The sequence below is a fragment of the Rhizobium sp. LCM 4573 genome, from assembly GCF_001854865.1.
GTDB lineage: Bacteria > Pseudomonadota > Alphaproteobacteria > Rhizobiales > Rhizobiaceae > Neorhizobium.
In genome coordinates this window covers 25,087-42,697 of the sequence record NZ_MDDW01000009.1, presented here as the reverse complement: position 1 = coordinate 42,697, position 17,611 = coordinate 25,087, and the positions used below count along the sequence as shown (strand labels likewise).

Genomic DNA, 17,611 nt, shown 5'->3' with positions numbered 1-17,611 from the left:
AATCCACGGCGGCGTCGGAGACGGCGGCGACGGCACCTTTTTGACATGGAAACCCATATCATGCTGAACAGGACGAATTCCTCCCCGACCGAAAGCCGCTCCAGGGAATGGTACAAATCCGCGACCCGCTGGACGCAGCTTACATTCGCGGAGGATGATCCGGCGCGCTACGATCCGGAATTCTGGATCGACCTCTTCCGCAGGACGAAATCCAATGCGGTCTGCCTCTCGGCCGGCGGCTATATCGCCTATTATCCGAGCGATATCCCGCTGCACTACGTTTCGAAATTCATCGGAGACAGCGATCCCTTCGGCGAGATCGTCGAGGGAGCGCGGAGACTGGGAATGCATGTCATGGCCCGCGTCGATCCGCATGCCATACACGAGGAGGCGGCGCGCGCGCATCCGGAATGGGTCGCGATCGACAAGGATGGAAATCCGCGCGAGCATTGGGCGTTTCCCGGCATCTATGTGACGGATGCCCTGGGAAGCTATAACCGTGATTTCACCACGGACGTCATCCGCGAGATCGTCGAGCGCTATGACATCGATGCGGTGTTTGCCAATCGCTGGCAGGGGCATGGCATTTCCTACAGCGAAGATAACCGAAAGCGCTTTCGTGATGAAACCGGCTTCGAGCTGCCGCTGGCCGCCGATGCGGCGGACCCTGCGTGGCAGGCATGGGCTGCGTGGCGAAGGCGCATCCTCACGGACCTCGTCATCCACTGGGACGAGACGGTCAAGTCGATCCGGCCGCATGCGTCGTTCATTCCCAACATGAGCGGTTCCTCGCTGATGGAATTCGATCTTTCGCTGATCCAGAAGCACTGCCCGATCCTGTTCGTCGATCATCAGGCGCGCCGCGGCGTGGAAGTGGGCTGGTCGGCAGGCCGGAACGGCAAGAGGATTCGCGGCACGTTCCGAGATCGGCCCGTCGGCTTGATCACATCCATCGGCCCGGAGGAGGAGTATCGCTGGAAGGATTCTGTGCAGAGCGGGGAAGAGATCAAGCTCTGGATCCATGACGGAATGGCCCAGGGGCTCTTTCCGTGGTTCACGAAGTTCAATGCCTGCGTTCCCGATCAGCGGTGGGTGAAACCGGTCGTGGAGGCTTTCAATCTGCATGCGGCTATCGAGCCTTGGCTGGAGAGCATGCAGCCGACTGCCGAGATCGCCGTCATCGATCCCTCGACCACATTGCGCCACTGGGCTCCGGAGGAGCGGCATCGGGCGGAAAAGAACGACCTCGGTTTCTACCATGCGCTGGTCGAGGCACGTGTACCGTTCGAGTTCCTTTCCGATCAGGTGATGACCCGGGAGGAGCTGGATCGTTTCAAGCTGATCATCCTGGCAAACGTCGCGTGTCTGTCGGATGCGCAATGCAAGGCGATTGATGACTATGTCAAACGCGGTGGTTCGGTGGTCGCGGCTTACGAGACGTCGCTCTACGATGCCGCCGGAGCACCACGTGCCGACTTCGGCCTGGCGGAAACCTTCGCCGCGTCGATGACCGCACCGGCGCGAGGACCGGTGAAAAACACCTATGTCGCACTTTCGGGCAGCTACCCCCTGAATGAGGGATACAACGGCGCCTCGCGCATTATCGGGGGCACGCGGCTGATCGCGGTGGAGCCGAAGGAAGGGGCGAGCACGCCCTTCCTCTATGTGCCGGATTTTCCGGACCTGCCGATGGAAGAGGTCTATCCCCGCGAGGAGCCGAAAGGCGCTGCGATGGTCGCCCGCGACACCGGTTACGGCGGCAGGACCGTCTACATTCCGTGGAATATAGGCGAGATATTCTGGGAGGTTCTGGCTCCCGATCATGGCAGGCTGATCGCCAACGCCGTGAATTGGGCGCTCGGGAACGATCATCGCATCACGGTCGAGGGGAAGGGCGTTCTCGATATCGCAATTCACGAGAGCCGGGAGGCGCTCGCGGTCTGCCTTGTCAACCTGACGAACCCGATGATGATGAAAGGGCCACTGCGGGAGGTCTTCCCGATCGGTCCGCAGCGGGTGTCGGTGGCGCTGCCGCCGGACCGCAACGGCGCCTCCGCCCGACTGCTCGTCGGGGATCAGGAGTGCATCTGCCGGGCAGTTCACGGTCGGGTCGAAATCGAGATACCCTCGATCGAGGCCATGGAGGTGGTCCATCTCACCTGGAAATGAGATGCATGCGAGAAGGGAGGAAAAATCATGCTCGCCTACATCATCCGGCGCGTACTTTACATGGTTCCGACACTGTTCGGCATGTCGCTGATCGCCTTCATGATCATTCAGCTCCCGCCCGGTGACTATCTGACATCGCTCCTGTCGACGATGGCGGATGGCGGGCAGAATCTCGATGAGGCGACGATTGYGCGGTTGCGGAGCCAGTATGGCCTCGATCAGCCGGTTTACGTCCAGTATCTGGTTTGGATCACGGGTATCCTGACACGCGGCGATTTCGGGTATTCGTTCGAATGGAACCAGCCCGTATCGACCCTCATCTGGGATCGCATGGGTTCGACTCTCCTGATTTCGCTTGCGAGCCTTCTTCTCGTGTGGGYGATATCCCTGCCGATCGGCATCTATTCCGCGGTGCGCCGCCACTCCTTCGGCGACCATGCCTTTACCTTCCTCGGCTTCATCGGGCTTGCGGTGCCGAATTTCATCCTCGCCCTGACGCTGATGTATGTGGGTTATCGCTTTTTCGGCCAGAGCGTCGGCGGCATATTCTCGCCCCAATATGTCGATGCTCCCTGGAGCACGGCCAAGTTCCTGGATATGCTCTCCCACATGTGGATTCCGCTGATCGTCATTGCCATGTCCGGCACGGCGGCCATGATCCGTGTGCTCCGCGCCAATCTCTCCGACGAACTGAGCAGGCCTTATGTCGTGACCGCCCGCGCCAAGGGACTTCCCGAGCACAAGGTGATCCTGAAATATCCGGTTCGCATCGCGCTCAATCCCTTCGTCAGCTCGATCGGCTGGGTTCTGCCTGATCTCGTTTCCGGGGTCACCATCACCGCGATCGTCCTCAATCTGCCGACCGCCGGTCCGTTGCTGCTTCGGGCCCTCGTCGGACAGGACATGTATCTTGCCGGCAGCTTCATCCTGCTGATGGGCGTCCTGACGCTGGTCGGAATGCTCATATCGGACATCCTGCTTGCGGTGCTCGATCCCCGCATCCGGTTCAACTGATACGAGAGGACCTGACTCCATGTTGGCTGACAGCAGAACCCTCGCTTCCAACGATACAGGTCCGGCGATAAGCCCGCTGAAGCCAGGGGGCTCCATCGCATCGGATGCCGCCGCCGGGCARTGGACCCTCATCCGACACCGCTTTTTCCGCAACAAGGTCGCGGCATTTGCCGGATGCGTCATCCTGCTCCTCTATCTTGTCGGCGCGTTTGCCGAATTCCTGGCACCTGGGCTGCCGAACGCCTCCCGGCCGCAATACACATTCGCGCCGCCGCAGCGCATCGCCTTCTTCGCTCCCACCGCGGACGGCGGGCGCGAATTTCTTCCGCATGTGAAGGGCTACCGTATCGAGATCGAGCGCCAGGCCCTGCGTCGGACCTTCGTCATCGACGAAAACAAGGTAATCCCGATCGGCTTTTTCGTCGACGGACCGGCCTATAGGCTTTGGGGCCTGATCCCGATGAGCAAGCATCTTCTCGGCCCCCTCGATAGCCGGGAACCCATGTATCTGCTGGGCTCCGACCGGCTCGGGCGCGATCTGCTCAGCCGCCTGATCTACGGGACCCGGGTATCCATGTCGATCGGACTTGCGGGTGTTGCGATCTCGCTGACGCTTGGCATTATCTTCGGAGCGATATCCGGTTTCTACGGCGGATGGGTCGATACGGTCATCCAGCGGGTCATCGAGATCGTCAGCGCCATGCCGACAATCCCGCTCTGGCTCGGCCTGGCGGCCGCCATCCCGCTGACCTGGTCGCCCTTGTCGGTTTACTTCGTGGTGACGCTGATCGTCTCGCTGCTCGGCTGGACGGGTCTCGCCCGAGAGGTGCGAGGGCGTTTCTTCGCCCTGCGCGGCGAGGATTTCGTCACCGCCGCGCGCCTCGACGGCTCTCGGGAGCGCCGCATCATCTTTCGCCATATCCTGCCGTCGCTGACCAGCCACATATTGGCGGTGGTGACCTTGGCCGTGCCGACGATGATTGTCGCGGAAACCTCGCTTTCCTTCCTGGGTGTCGGCTTGAAGCCGCCTGTGGTGAGCTGGGGCGTTCTCTTGCAGGATGCRCAGAATGTCCGCTCCGTCGCGACCGCTCCCTGGCTTCTGATCTGGCCGAGCCTGGCGGTCGTGACCGCGGTGCTTTCCTTCAACTTCTTCGGCGACGGGCTGCGTGATGCGGCCGATCCTTACGAAAGCTGAGAGACGAAATGACCACGCGGGACACCATACTTTCAGTACGCAATCTCTCGCTCGACTTCCGCCTCAGGACGCACATCCTGCATGCGGTGCGCGATGTCAGTTTCGATCTGCGGCGGGGAAAGACCCTCTGCCTGGTTGGCGAAAGCGGCTCGGGCAAATCCGTGACCGCCCGGGCGCTGATGCGGATCATCGACAAGCCGGGTAAGCTCGTCGGTGGGCAGATCCTTCTCGATGGCCCGAACGGGGTTGTGGATATCGCCGCTCTTCCCGAACGCGCCCGCGAGATACTTGCCTTGCGCGGCGGGCGGATAGGTCTCGTATTTCAGGAGCCGATGAGTTCGCTCTCCCCAGTGCATACGGTCGGTTCGCAGATCATGGAGGCCATACGGCAGCATAGGAAGCTCTCAAAGAAGGTTGCCCGGGACCGTGCGGCCGATTTGCTGCGGCAGGTGGAAATTCCCGACCCCGAACGCATGCTCGACCGTTACACGTTCGAGTTTTCCGGTGGCATGCGGCAGCGCGCCATGATCGCCATGGCGCTTGCCTGCGATCCTGATATCCTGATCGCCGATGAGCCGACGACGGCGCTCGACGTCACCACGCAGGCGGAGATCCTCGACCTGATCAGGAGACTGCAACAGGAGCGTGGCATGGCGATGCTGCTGATCACCCATGACATGGGCGTCGTCGCGGAGATAGCCGACGAGGTGGCGGTGATGCGCTACGGCCGGATCGTCGAAAGCGGCCCGGTGGACAGCATCTTCCATGCATCGAGCCATCCCTATACGAGGCAGTTGCTCGATGCCACGATGAAGCTGGAAAGGGGCGCGGCCGGGTCTGCGGTGATCCCGTTGTTCGAGGCGAAGACGGTCGATCCGGTGATTTCAGTGCGTGGGCTGACCAAGTCCTACGGTTCGGTCGGCAAGATTTTCGGTTTCGGCTCCCGAAAGGGCGGGGCGCTGAAGGCGGTCGACAACGTCGATTTCGACCTTTATCCCGGCGAAAGTCTCGGTATTGTCGGCGAAAGCGGGTCTGGCAAGACGACGCTCGGCCGTCTCATTCTTCGCATCACGGAGCCGACATCGGGACACATCACCTACAGAACAGCCGACAGGCGCGAGATAGATGTAACGGATCTCAACAAGGCGGAGTTGCGCGCCTATCATCGCGATGTCAGGTTGATATTCCAGGACCCATTCGCTTCTCTCAATCCGCGCATGACGGTAAGGCAGATCATCGCCGATCCGCTTGTCGTCTCCGGCCAGATGACGGATCGGCAGGCCGGTGAGAAGGTGGCCGAACTACTGAGGATGGTCGGGCTCGATCCAATGGCCATGGAGCGATATCCGCATGCGTTTTCCGGCGGCCAGCGCCAGCGCATAGGAATCGCCCGGGCGCTGGCGCTCGAACCACGCGTCATCATCGCGGACGAGGCGACGTCGGCGCTCGATGTCTCCATTCGCAGCCAGGTTCTCGATCTGCTGCTGAGTATCCGGCAGCGGCTTGGCTTGAGTTTCATATTCATCTCGCACGATATTTCCGTGGTCCGCTACTTCTGCGACCGCGTGGTGGTCATGCACAAGGGGCGTATCGTCGAAACGGGCGATGCGGAGACCATCTGCACCGACCCATCCGCGCCATACACGCGTCGACTGATCTCCTCGGTGCCCAATCCCGACCCGCGCAACAAGCGCATGCTGCATCGAATGCGCCTTCAAGAGACCTGAGAGGCGTCGTTTCGAATATCGGCGAACCTTTTTCATGCTTTGCGCAAAGTAACCAGATATTTATTGAGTAACTTACTTGCGTCGCAAGCGATGGCGGCGGATATCTGATGACATCCGGTTGTGGAAGCGAAGTCATAGAGGAGGAGCCCATGAGTGCCGCGGCACATGCAAGTTATCTCCAAAATCTTAGCTCTCGCGCCAACGAACACAGCACTTTTTCGTGGTCGGACGGGCGCTTCGACGTGGCACGGCGCGGTTATACGGAGCTTGTGGAGGGCACCATCCGTTCCGCCAGTCATCTCATAATGGCTACGCTTGAGGGCGGCGCGGCCCGCCACCGCTACGCGACCGACTGCGGATACCGCTATGACGGCATCGATGTCGCTGGCTGTGCCTCTCTTCTGCCAGCCGATACGGAGCGCCGCCTCAGGCTGGAGGCGGTCTCCTGGAGGTGGGCGAGCATCGCGATCTTGCCAGGCCGGTTCCGGGAACTGACCGATGGCGCGGATATCCGCGCCTTCAGCACTCGCRAAGACCCCTTCCTGGTTTCGCTCCTTGGTCAGCTCGCCTGGCACCAGGAGCAGGATGGCAAACTGGACCTCACATATGTCGATGCGATGTCGCTTGCGCTTGTCCAGCACCTGAAGCTGYGCTACGGAAATGAAAAAACTCCGATCGCATCGCGGTCGGGGAGGCTCCCGTCCTGGGGAATCCGCCGGATTAGGGAATATATCGAAGCCCAGCTTCCGGGCGAAATTCGCGTCGCGGTACTGGCAAATATGCTGGGTCTGTCAGAAGGCCACTTCCATCGTGCATTCCGCGCGACAACCGAACGAACGCCGCTGCAGTTCATAAACGAGCTGCGCGTGCAAAAGGCAATTCAGATAATGGGCGAGCGCCCGACGGGCGTCACGGAACTGGCCCTTTCGGTCGGCTTTTCAAGTCCGACGCATTTTGCTCGCGTATTCCGCAGGGTGGTCGGATGTTTTCCATCGGAATACCGTCCTCACTAAGATGTGTGATGGACAGCGAGCGGTGCTTTCCGAATATGTCAGTTCCGTGCGGTTGAGATCAGGATCGTAAGCGACGGTGGCCTGCAAAGGTCTTAATTCTCCGGCTTCGCAACAGGCACGGAGACCGACATGACGAAAATTCAAAGGCGAACAATCTTGCAGGCGGCAGGTGCAGCCATAGGGGCTCTTGCCGCTGGATCGCTGAGCCGCGAGCGCGCATTTGCCCAGACGGCCGGCGATCGGGCCATTATCAGGCGGGTCATTCCGAAAACCGGAGAGCAAGTGCCGGTTATCGGTCTCGGCACCTTCGAGACTTTCGACATCCTGCCGGGCGAGCCGCGCGGGCATATCCGCGAGATCATCCGCCGCTTTCATGAGGCCGGTGGGCGCGTGATCGACACCTCGCCCCTTTACGGCATGTCGGAGGTGAGCGTCGGAGACTTTGCCATCGAACTCGGCATTGCCGATGATCTGTTCATCACCAACAAGACCTGGACGACCGGCGAGTGGCTTTCCGATGACAGCCATTCGGAAGCCCAGTTCCGTCGGTCGATGGAGCGGCTTTGGCGCAGCAGGATGGATGTCCAGCAGGTGCACAGCCTGGAGAACTACGATCAGGTGCTGCATCGCCTCCGGCGTTGGAAAGACGAGGGCCGGGTGCGCTATGTCGGCGTCACCCAGTGGAGCCCTGAATATTACGCTACCATGGAGCGGCTGATCCGCACCGGTAACCTGGACTTCGTGCAGGTAAACTATACGATCTTTTCACGCCAGGCGGAGGAGCGCATTCTGCCGGCATGCGTGGACAATGGCGTTGCCGTGCAGGTCAACATCCCGTTCGAGAAGGCGCGGCTCTTCACCAGCGTGCAAGGCAGGTCGCTACCCGAGTTTGCGGCAGAGTTCGGAGCAGAGACCTGGGCGCAGTTCTTCCTGAAATTCATCATTTCCCATCCGGCGGTGACGAACGTGGTTCCGGCGACGAGCAGCCCCGATCATGTGAGCGACAATATGGGCGCGCTTTACGGTGACCTGCCGGATGAGACCCTGCGAGCACGGATGGTGCAGCACATGGAAGGAGTCGAAGGCTTCGCGGATACATTGAAACAGCCGCCTTATCCAGGCAAAGACTATGGCGGCGTGGTGACCTGGCCGTTCAGGAGGGCTTGAGCCATGTATCTTCGGCGCGCATTCCATTTTTTCCTGGGGACCTGGCTTGTCATGGGACTTGTTTCCACCGCCCGCGCGGAAGTGGGAGGACGTGTAACCGTCGGAGATTTCGAGATCGACGCAACGGAAGTCACGATCGGCCGGTTCCGCCAATTTGCCGAGGCGACTGATTTGAAGACCGCCGCTGAGGAATCCGGCGGAGGCTTCGAATGGGGATCCGGATGGGAGCGACGCGCCGGCTGGACAGTCTACCGTCCTTTCGGAAGCGATCCGGCTTCCCTCGACGAACCGGCCGTGCATGTAAGTTGGCAGGAGGCATCCGCCTATTGCCGTTGGCGCGACGGTCGGCTGCCGACAGCGGAAGAATGGCGCCTTGCCGCCTACCACGAAATGCGAGAGGCACCGGTCGGCTTCGAAAACGGCCGTGTTTATCGCTATTCCTCCGGCGACACACCCGATGGCATGAACACGCGGGACGCAGACCCATGGCCTCGCCACGCGCCGGTCGGATCGACGCGTCCGGGCGCCAACGGCATCTACGACATGGGAGGAAATGTCTGGGAATGGATCGCCGACCGGCGCGGCGCAGAGGCGCTGACCGCCGGCGGCTCGTGGTGGTATGGCCGCGATCAGACGACCTCGGAGGCCATGCAATGGAAGCCGGCGGACTTCTACGCGGTCTATGTGGGGTTTCGTTGTGCGTACAAGCCGTCATGATATGGGACCGAAAACCCACCGGACGGTAATGGCCTAGCCCCCGGATATCGCCTTGCCGAGGTAACGGGTGCAGGCAAGCTCATACCATGTGGTCATACTTGATACTGTAGGCCGCTCTGCCGACGCCGATGAAGGAGATAGGAGGGAAGTCCAGCCTCGAGGAGAGGGATGTTACTGAGCAGCCCTTCCCCGCGTTTGTTTTCGTCGATAAAGGATTGAAGCTACGCGATGCCTGCGAGCAGCGAAGGACGTGGGCTTCGCTGTGGGTACCAACCTCCATAACAATGATCGAGCTCACTGGGCACGGAAGTATTCCGCTCAGGCTAAGGCGCCCACTCTTCGACGCCGGTCGGCATGGCCCGAATGCGTAGCGCGTCGCGCTTCGGTGGCACTTTAAACAGCCGGCCGTATTCACGGGTGAACTGCGACACGCTTTCATAACCGACGTCGAACGCCGCACTGCTCGCCGAAAGGCCTTCCTCCAGCATCAGGCGGCGCGCCTCGATCAAGCGCAGGCGTTTTTGATATTGCCCCGGAGACAATGAGAGCATCCGCTTGAAGTGCGTGTGAAAGGCGGTGAGCCCCATCCCCGCCGCGGCGGCGAGGCGCTCGACAGATATTCGCGAACGGTACTCGGCCCGAAGAATGGCGACAGCGGCTGCCAGACGGTTCGCATGGCTCGCGGGGTCGCAGAGCGTGGCCAATTCCGGACCATGGTTCCCCGACAGGAGCCAGAAGTGCAGCTCGCGCATTATGCCAGGATGAAGGAGCGGAATGGCGCTTGGCTGATCGCACATCCGCATCAGGCGATAGACGCAATCCAGCGTCGCGGCCTCAGTGTCGTCGGTGAACAAGGTCGATATCGTCGGCCGGTGCTTGAGGCGCGTCCGCCCCAGATGGGCTGCGGCCTCCGAAAGTATCGCCATTTCGATCTCGATTGCGATGGCGATATAAGGCTCGCTGGGGCTGGCGCATTCGATGCGGGTGACGATCGGCATGTCGGCACTTACGATCGCCGACTGCCCCGCGGAGAATATCCGCTCTTCGCGCCCGACAACCATACGTTTGGCTCCCTGCAGCACGATGATGACCAGGGGCCGAGTGATCGCATGCAGATCGCCGTGAGGCGCTTCGACGCATTTCAACCGGAGGCCGGGCACCGGAGTGGGCGCAAGGCCTTCATGATTTCCATACTGGCTGACATAGGCGCGAACCGCCTCTTTGAGTACATCCATGCGGCGTCTCCGGAATGTGACCCTAATCTAGCAGGGTCGCCCGGCGACGTCATCGCTTCCGGAGAATCAGGCAAGTTTTTCGCAGTCGCTGGCAAGCCGGCTGTCCCGCCGCCGCATATGTTTTGATCGGCCAGAACGAGCCTGGGTCGCAGCAAAGGAGCGTCGGATGTCAAAAAACGGATCAGTCGATGAAAGCGATGAGGATCAATGCGGATTTGGCCTCACTCGCCGAGATACCTTGAAGAGCGGCGCTGCCATCGTCGCGGTGTCGCTTGCAACGCAGGGGCCGAATTCGGCGCAGGCGGCAGCCAGCCGCGCCGCACCGCCTTCGGTCACCCCGCAATACCCTCTGCTGGTGCACACGATCGTCAACGGCGAGGCGGTCGAAGTCGAGATCGATACCCGGACTTCCGTGCTCGATCTACTTCGCGAGCGTCTGGGCCTGACCGGCGCGAAAAAGGGCTGCGATCACGGCCAATGCGGAGCCTGCACCGTTCATGTCGATGGTCGGCGCGTCGCATCCTGTCTGACCTTGGCGGCCAAGGTGGACGGCCGGGAGGTGGTCACGATCGAGGGGCTTTCCGACGGCGGCACGCTGCACCCGATGCAGCAGGCCTTCATCGATCATGATGCGCTCCAGTGCGGCTATTGCACGCCCGGGCAGATCATGGCGGCTATCGCCTGCGTTGTTGAGGGCAATGCCACATCCAGGGAGCGTATCCGCGAATACATGAGCGGCAACATCTGTCGGTGCGGGGCTTATGCCGGCATCGTGGCGGCAATCGAGGATGYTGCCTCCAAGATGGGGAGGGGCTGATGCGACCATTCAGCTACATCCGTCCAACGACGACCGAGGAGGCGGTGGACGCCTTTGCCCGTGCCGAAACGGGGGCCTGCTTCATCGCCGGCGGCACCACGCTCTACGATCTGATGAAACTCAATATCGAGCGGCCGGCACATCTGATCGACGTGACCGCGATCGAAGGGCTGAATACGATCGACACGAGCGGCGACCGGCTGCGTTTCGGCGCGCTTGCCCCGATGAGCGCGGTCGCCGCCGATCCAGTCGTGGCCGGTGATTACCCGGTTCTGGTCGAGGCGCTTTCGAAGGCCGCCTCGCAACAGCTCCGCAATATGGCGACGGTGGGTGGAAACCTGCTCCAGCGCACCCGCTGCATGTATTTCCGCAACGGTGCGGACGGCGTCTATCCCTGCAACAAGCGCGAACCCGGCAGCGGATGCGCTGCGATCGGCGGGCTTGACCGCGGTCAAGCCGTGCTGGGGGTGAGCGCCTCCTGCAATGCAGTCTCGCCCGGAGATTGGCCTGTCGCGCTCACGGCGATGGATGCCAGTGTCGAGATTGCCGGGCCCGCCGGTCAACGCCGCGTGCCTATCGCCGAACTCTATCGTCTGCCAGGCGAAACACCGCATCTTGAATTCACTCTGGTGCCCGGTGAGCTGATTACCGCGATCGAGGTGCCGAGGAGCGGAACGGCACGTGCTTCGACCTATCACAAGATCCGCGACCGCGAATCCTATGCCTTTGCGCTCGCTTCGGCGGCCGTGGCGCTCGAGATGCAGGGTGACTATGTGACCCGTGCCAGGATCGCGCTCGGCGGGGTGGCGACGCGTCCGTGGCGCGCCGCTGAAGCCGAAGCTGCGCTCACCGGACAGCGCCTTACGCCCGAGAGTGCCGTGGAAGCCGGCCGGGCCGCGTTCCGGACCGCCCAGCCGGGGCGGCACAATGGATTCAAGCTCGAACTCGGCGCGCGCACAATCGCCGATGCCCTTCTAATTGCCGCCGAGAGGAGCCGCTCATGAATACCGCATCGTTTCCCGACCGCGCCCGAATTGATGCGCGAGACAAGGTTCTCGGCGCGACTGTCTATCCCGGCGACGTGCCGGTTGCGAGAATGCTCCATGCAATGATGGTGCCCTCTCGCATCGCCAAGGGCACCGTGACGGCACTCGACATATCGGCTGCGATGCGCGTGCCGGGTGTGGTGCGCGTGCTCACCCCGGACGATTTTCCTGCCCCGCCACCCGTGAGCGAGAATGGGCCTCCGCCACCGCCRCCCACGCTCGAATGGCGCGTTGCCTATCGCGGGCAGCCTGTTGCGCTCGTCGTGGCCGAAACGCTCGAGGGCGCGATCGAGGGCGCCGAAGCGGTTCGGCCGAGCTACGCCCCGGAGCCTTTCGCGGCCCTGATCGACAGCGAGGACAGCCAGCGCGATCCCGGCGAAGACATCGTTTTCGGCAATGCCGAGGCGGCGCTTTCGCATGCGACGACGACGGTGGAGGCGACCTATGTCTCGCCGACGCAGCATCATAATCCGATCGAGCTGCTGGTGACGACCGCGGTCTGGGAGAGCGGCCGCCTGACGATCTACGAATGCACCCAAAGCAGTGCGGGAACGAGAGGCGCGACCGCACGAGCGCTACGGCTTGATCCGGCGATCGTCGACGTGAAGAGCGCCTATATCGGCGGCGGCTTCGGCCAGAAAGGCGGGATCGGCCAGCGCCAGACGGCTCTCGTGGCCCAGGCAGCGATGCTGCTCGGCCGGCCGGTGAAGATCGTCGCGCCGCGCAGCCAGATATTCCATCTGGCCACTTATCGGCCGCACAGCCGGCATCATGTCCGCCTGGGGGCGGATGCCGACGGCAAGATGACCGCCGTCGTCTATGACGTCGAGCAGGAGCAGTCGCGCCATGGCTTCTTCCCCAATGCCGAATATCACGAAGCCACCAGTCGGCTGTACGGGATCGAAAATTATCTCGGCACGGCCGCCGATATCCGCATCGACCGGCAGCCACCGGGCTGGATGCGCGCGCCTCATCCGCAGGCGGCCTGCTTCGCCTTCGAGAGCGCCGTCGACGAACTCGCCCACAAGCTCGAGCGTGATCCGGTCGCGCTGAGGCTCGCCAATGACAGCCGCGTCGATCACCGGACCGGCAATCCCTATTCGTCGCGGTTTCTCAATGAGTGCCTCGAGGAAGGCGCGCGACGTTTCGGCTGGTCGCGCCGGACACCGGAACCAGGCTCGATGACGGCCCCGGACGGGACGCAGATCGGCTGGGGCGTGGCCTGCGGCGCTTATCCTTCGATGATGGTACCGGCGATCGCAACGCTGCGTATCGGGGCGGATGGGAACACGCGATATGCGGTTTCGGGCCATGAAATGGGCCAGGGCATCCGCACGGCGATCGCCGCTGTCCTGCTGGAGGGGTTGGAGATCGATTCCGATCGACTCGAAATCGTCATTGGAGACACCACCGCCGCGCCGCAGCATATAACTGCAGGGTCCTGGGGGACTGCCGGCGCGATTCCCGCCACGGCCAAGGCGGTCGCGCGGATGCGGGAAGCGATGGCGGAGCTGCTCGCAGAACGTGAGATTGCGGGTAATCTGCACCAGAAGCTCGCGACTGTGCGGCGCCCTTTTCTGCAGATCGAGGTGTCGGAGATCGGGCCGGGTCAAGGGCCCGAGGCGCTTGAGGCCTTGCGTCGTGGCGCCTATGCCGTGGCCGGCCCCGAATATCCGAGCTTCACGACGATGAGCTATATCGCCCATTTCGTCGAAGTTCGCGTCGAGCCGCGCACCCGCCGGGTGCGTGTCCCGCGCGTCGTCAGTGTTGCCGATTGCGGGCGGGTCGTCAGCCCGCGCACGGCGGCGAGCCAGGTGCGAGGCGGCGTGGTCTGGGCGTTGAGTGCGGCGCTGCGCGAAGCCACCGAGATCGATCCACGCTATGGCGGCTATCTGAACAACGATCTCGCCGACTATGTGGTGGCGGTGAACGCGGATATCGGCGAAATCGATGTCGGATTTATTGACCGGCCCGATCCGCTCGCCAATACCATGGGCCTCAAGGGTCTYGGCGAGGTCGCGATGGTTGGAGCATCCCCGGCGATCGCAAACGCCATCTTCCACGCCACCGGAAAACGGCTGCGGGAATTGCCGATCCGCATCGAAAACCTGCTCTAACAGCCGATCCCGCCATCGACCGGGAGCGTGATGGAAGCGTATAACGCAAGGAGACCACCATGTTGAAGGCACTGAACCATCGCATATTGTTCAGCTTGGTCATGGGAGCGGGCCTGATCGGCAGCGCCGTGTTGGCACATCATGGCGTGAGCGGGCAATATGATAGCTCCAGCCCCATCGTACTTTCGGGCATGGTCACGCGCGCCACCTTCGCGCCGCCGCATCCGGTTCTCTCGGTTCGCGTGGAGGGCCGCGACGTTCCCGCGCTCGACCTGAACCGGCCAGATGAGTTCACCGGCCCGTTCATCGTTCGGGAGGAGGATGTCGGCGAGGTCCGTGAGATCGAATTCTCCCCGGTCGGCGAGTTCTATGCTCTTGGGGATCGGATCAGGGTGGGCGATCGGGTAACGGTGCTGGCGCTGCGCAATTGCCGGCCGCCGCATGAGCTGCGCAGTTCGTGGATAAGGCTCTCAAGTGGCCAGATCGTCTCGTATAGCGGTGGGCTGCATCGACGGGTGGATGGGTGCCGTTAGAAGGTCCTGTCGCAGGAACAGGCTACGACGACTTCGCGGAAGCGCTATACAGATTTTCCCGCGGATGAGCCGTGTGCTCTCTGACGACCTTTTCTGTGCTGTCGATTTCCTGAAGGACAACCTCATAGCTCCATAGGTCGGCGAGATGCTGGAGCACGAGCTTGATCTCGCTTTCGTCGAGAGGGCAATCGTTCAACATGAGATGATGCAGCACGAGCCGTCGGTTGCCGGCGAGGTCTACATCGACGATCTCAATCCTGGCGTCGCCCCAACCGATATCATATTGCTGCGCAAGCTCGCGGCGAAGACGCTTGTAACCGCGCTCGTCATGAATTGCCGAGACCAGAAGGCCTTCATGGATTTCTGGAGCATCATGAAGCTGGAAGAGCCGCCATTTCCGGATGAGATGCGGGCTTAGAAACTGACGGATGAAACTCTCGTCACGATAGTCGGCCCAGATCGCGCGCAGAACCTCCATCGGCTCGCCCCGGCCGGCGATATCGGGAAACCATTCGCGGTCCTCGTCGGTTGGATCCGTCACGATCCGTTCAATGTCCTGCATCATCRCAAAGCCGAGCGCATAGGGGTTGATGCCCGAAAACCGCGGATCGTCGTAGGTGGGCTGGAAGACGACATTCGTGTGCGACTTGAGAAACTCCAGGTGATTGCCGTCGCTGAGCTTCTTCCGCTCATGAAGCCTCTGCATGATTCTGTAGTGAGTGTAGGTTGCCGCGCCTTCGTTCATCACCTTGGTCTGGCGCTGGGGATGGAAATACTGCGCGATATGGCGAACGATGCGCAGGATTTCCCGCTGCCACGACTGTAGGCGCGGCGCTGATTTTTCCAGGAAGTAGAGGATATTGTCCTGGGGCAGCCCCAGCGCTGCGCGGCGCTTTTCGAAATCCACGTCGGCGGCACTGCGCTTGCGAGTGGCCGGCACGGTGCGCCAGAGATCGTTGAATATCTGCTCCTCATGGGCGCGCCGCTCCTGTTGTCGCCGCTCCTCGTCGCGCAGGTCGATCCTGGTCTTTCCGGCATAGCGGTGAACCCCATGCGACATCAAGGCATGGGCCGCGTCGAGGGTGGCTTCGACGGCGGCTTCGCCATGGCGGGCCTCGCAACGGGCGATGTAGGACTTCGCGAAGTCGAGGTAATCCAGGATGCCCTCGGCATCGGTCCACAGCTTGAAGAGATAGTTGTTCTTGAAGAAGTGGTTATGGCCGAAGGCGGCGTGGGCGATCACCAGGGTCTGCATGGTCGCCGTGTTTTCCTCCATCAGATAGGAGATGYAGGGAGAGCTGTTGATGACGATCTCATAGGCGAGATCCCGCTTGCCGCCTCGATAGAGGGCCTCATGATGGACGAAATGCTTGCCGAAGGACCAGTGGCGGTAAAAGAGCGGCATGCCCGTTGAGGAATAAGCATCCAGCATCTGCTCGGTGGTGATCACCTCGATCTGGTTTGGATAGACGTCGAGCCCGAGCTCGCCGAGCGCGATCTCCTCGCAAGCGTCATGGATGCGCTGGAGGGTCCCGAAATCCCAATCGGCACCATGGAAGAGCTCGGCCGACGCCTTCGTCATGGTACCACCTCCGAATGAACCTGGCCCTTTCGGAAGAGATCGTGAAAGACGGGAAATATCTCGTTCTTACGGCAGACCTTGCGCATGGAAAGGGGGCGTTTGCCCGCATCGATATCCTGGTAGAGCTGCCAGAGGGTGGAAGAGGACGAAGAGGAATCGTCGTCCTCGTCGCCCACCTCGATATAGGCGAAATACTGGCAGAGCGGCAGGATTTCATGCTCCAGCAACTGGCCGGCCACGCTGCCGTCGGAATAGGAATTGTCGCCGTCCGAGGCCTGCGCGGCATAGATGTTCCATTCGGTGGGATCGTAGCGCTCCGCGATGATGGCGCGCATGGCCGCAAGCGCGCTGGAAACCATCGTGCCGCCGCTGGCTGGGCTGTAGAAGAAGGTCTGTTCGTCGACCTCTTCGGCCTTTTCGGTATGCCGGATGAAGACGATTTCCACTTTCTCGTACCGGCGGGTGAGGAAAAGGTAGAGCAGGAGGTAGAAGCGCTTGGCCAGGTCCTTCATATGCTCGGTCATGGAGCCGGACACATCCATCAGGCAGAACATGACGGCCTTGACGACCGGTTTTGGCGTGTTTTCGAAACGGCGATACCGCACGTCGAGCGGATCGATATATGGAACGCGCCGGCTTTTTTCGGTGAGCAGCTTCAACTCCGCCTCGAGCGCCAGGCGGTCTTCCTCGTTGTTGCATTCTTCGATGGCCCTTTCCAGGGCTTCGATATCCTCCATCTTCGGTCGGCGAAGAGCGATGCGCCGCATCATGGCAAGCCGTGTGGTGCGGCCGACCGCGAGGCTCGAAGGAGGACCCGAAACGGAATAGCCCGCCCGCACCGGAACGACTTCCGTCGTTTCGCTCAGCCGCCGCTTGGCAAGATCGGGCAGTTCCAGATCGTCCAGGAATATGTCGAGGAATTCCTCGCGCGTGAGGACAAAGCGGAAGCTGTCCTCGCTGTCGTCGTCCTCTCCCGCAAGCCTCGACCTGCTCCCGGACGAGCCRAGCGGCCGCGGAATGATATCGCCTTCGACAAAAGTTCGGTTGCCCGGCAGGATATAATCCCTGAGGCCTCCGGCGGCGCGGCGGAAGCCCGGCTCCGCCATGCCGCCGATCGGAAGATGGATTTCGCCGCCATCGAGTACATCTCGGATTCCGCGGTTTTGCAAAGATTGCTTGATCGCTTGCTGTACGGCGTCCTTTGCTCGCCGCAGAAATCGTTGCCGGTTTTCCAGACTTTTACCGCGCGGGTTCAGCCGCCGGTCGATGATGTGCATGT

At 61.7% G+C, this 17,611-nt stretch carries 14 protein-coding genes; 11 read left to right on the top strand and 3 right to left on the bottom strand.

The window, feature by feature from the left end:
- Positions 1-60 precede the first annotated feature (60 nt).
- The 7 genes from LCM4573_RS15095 (at position 61) to LCM4573_RS15065 (ending at position 9,002) form a co-directional block, all read left to right on the top strand.
- Positions 61-2,169, top strand: a complete 2,109-nt coding sequence (locus LCM4573_RS15095) for a family 10 glycosylhydrolase (protein ID WP_071007295.1) — start codon at positions 61-63, stop codon at positions 2,167-2,169.
- 27 nt (positions 2,170-2,196) lie between these two features.
- Positions 2,197-3,183 carry an ABC transporter permease gene (locus tag LCM4573_RS15090; RefSeq protein WP_071007217.1) on the top strand — a complete coding sequence of 329 codons (987 nt, stop codon included), beginning with the start codon at positions 2,197-2,199 and terminating at the stop codon, positions 3,181-3,183.
- 19 nt (positions 3,184-3,202) lie between these two features.
- Positions 3,203-4,378: an ABC transporter permease gene (locus LCM4573_RS15085; RefSeq protein WP_071007216.1), complete on the top strand. Its 1,176-nt coding sequence runs from the start codon at positions 3,203-3,205 to the stop codon at positions 4,376-4,378.
- An 8-nt stretch (positions 4,379-4,386) separates the two neighbouring features.
- On the top strand, positions 4,387-6,105 hold the full coding sequence (locus tag LCM4573_RS15080) for an ABC transporter ATP-binding protein (RefSeq protein WP_071007215.1): 1,719 nt from the start codon (positions 4,387-4,389) through the stop codon (positions 6,103-6,105).
- A gap of 149 nt (positions 6,106-6,254) precedes the next feature.
- Positions 6,255-7,118: a helix-turn-helix transcriptional regulator gene (locus LCM4573_RS15075; protein ID WP_071007214.1), complete on the top strand. Its 864-nt coding sequence runs from the start codon at positions 6,255-6,257 to the stop codon at positions 7,116-7,118.
- A gap of 129 nt (positions 7,119-7,247) precedes the next feature.
- Complete coding sequence (locus LCM4573_RS15070; protein ID WP_071007213.1) at positions 7,248-8,285, top strand: aldo/keto reductase; 1,038 nt, start codon at positions 7,248-7,250, stop codon at positions 8,283-8,285.
- Positions 8,286-8,288: 3 nt separating this feature from the next.
- Entirely contained in the window at positions 8,289-9,002 is a 714-nt protein-coding gene (locus tag LCM4573_RS15065; RefSeq protein WP_071007212.1) for a formylglycine-generating enzyme family protein, read from the top strand.
- A 323-nt stretch (positions 9,003-9,325) separates the two neighbouring features.
- On the opposite strand, the gene LCM4573_RS15060 is transcribed toward LCM4573_RS15065, so the two are convergent.
- Positions 9,326-10,237, bottom strand: a complete 912-nt coding sequence (locus tag LCM4573_RS15060) for an AraC family transcriptional regulator (RefSeq protein ID WP_071007211.1) — start codon at positions 10,235-10,237, stop codon at positions 9,326-9,328.
- A 166-nt stretch (positions 10,238-10,403) separates the two neighbouring features.
- Here LCM4573_RS15060 and LCM4573_RS15055 point away from each other — a divergent pair, with 166 nt between their 5' ends.
- The 4 genes from LCM4573_RS15055 to LCM4573_RS15040 are packed head-to-tail and all read left to right on the top strand — an operon-like array spanning position 10,404 to position 14,750.
- The gene (locus LCM4573_RS15055) at positions 10,404-11,054 is read left to right on the top strand and encodes a (2Fe-2S)-binding protein (RefSeq protein WP_071007210.1); all 651 of its coding nucleotides are present in this window, start codon (positions 10,404-10,406) and stop codon (positions 11,052-11,054) included.
- Positions 11,054-12,058, top strand: a complete 1,005-nt coding sequence (locus tag LCM4573_RS15050; RefSeq protein ID WP_071007209.1) for a xanthine dehydrogenase family protein subunit M — start codon at positions 11,054-11,056, stop codon at positions 12,056-12,058. Before LCM4573_RS15055 ends, LCM4573_RS15050 begins: the two co-directional genes overlap by 1 nt.
- A complete protein-coding gene (locus tag LCM4573_RS15045; protein ID WP_071007208.1) occupies positions 12,055-14,217 on the top strand; it encodes a xanthine dehydrogenase family protein molybdopterin-binding subunit in 2,163 nt (720 codons plus the stop codon). Before LCM4573_RS15050 ends, LCM4573_RS15045 begins: the two co-directional genes overlap by 4 nt.
- Positions 14,218-14,276: 59 nt before the next feature.
- The gene (locus LCM4573_RS15040) at positions 14,277-14,750 is read left to right on the top strand and encodes a DUF6152 family protein (protein ID WP_071007207.1); all 474 of its coding nucleotides are present in this window, start codon (positions 14,277-14,279) and stop codon (positions 14,748-14,750) included.
- A gap of 22 nt (positions 14,751-14,772) precedes the next feature.
- Here the strand turns inward: LCM4573_RS15040 and LCM4573_RS15035 are convergent, their stop codons facing one another.
- Both LCM4573_RS15035 and LCM4573_RS15030 read right to left on the bottom strand, forming a co-directional pair.
- Positions 14,773-16,332 (bottom strand): SpoVR family protein, encoded by a 1,560-nt coding sequence (locus tag LCM4573_RS15035; protein WP_071007206.1) that lies wholly within the window; start codon positions 16,330-16,332, stop codon positions 14,773-14,775.
- Positions 16,329-17,609, bottom strand: coding sequence for a YeaH/YhbH family protein (locus LCM4573_RS15030; RefSeq protein WP_071007205.1), 1,281 nt, complete (start codon positions 17,607-17,609; stop codon positions 16,329-16,331). Before LCM4573_RS15030 ends, LCM4573_RS15035 begins: the two co-directional genes overlap by 4 nt.
- Positions 17,610-17,611 lie beyond the last annotated feature (2 nt).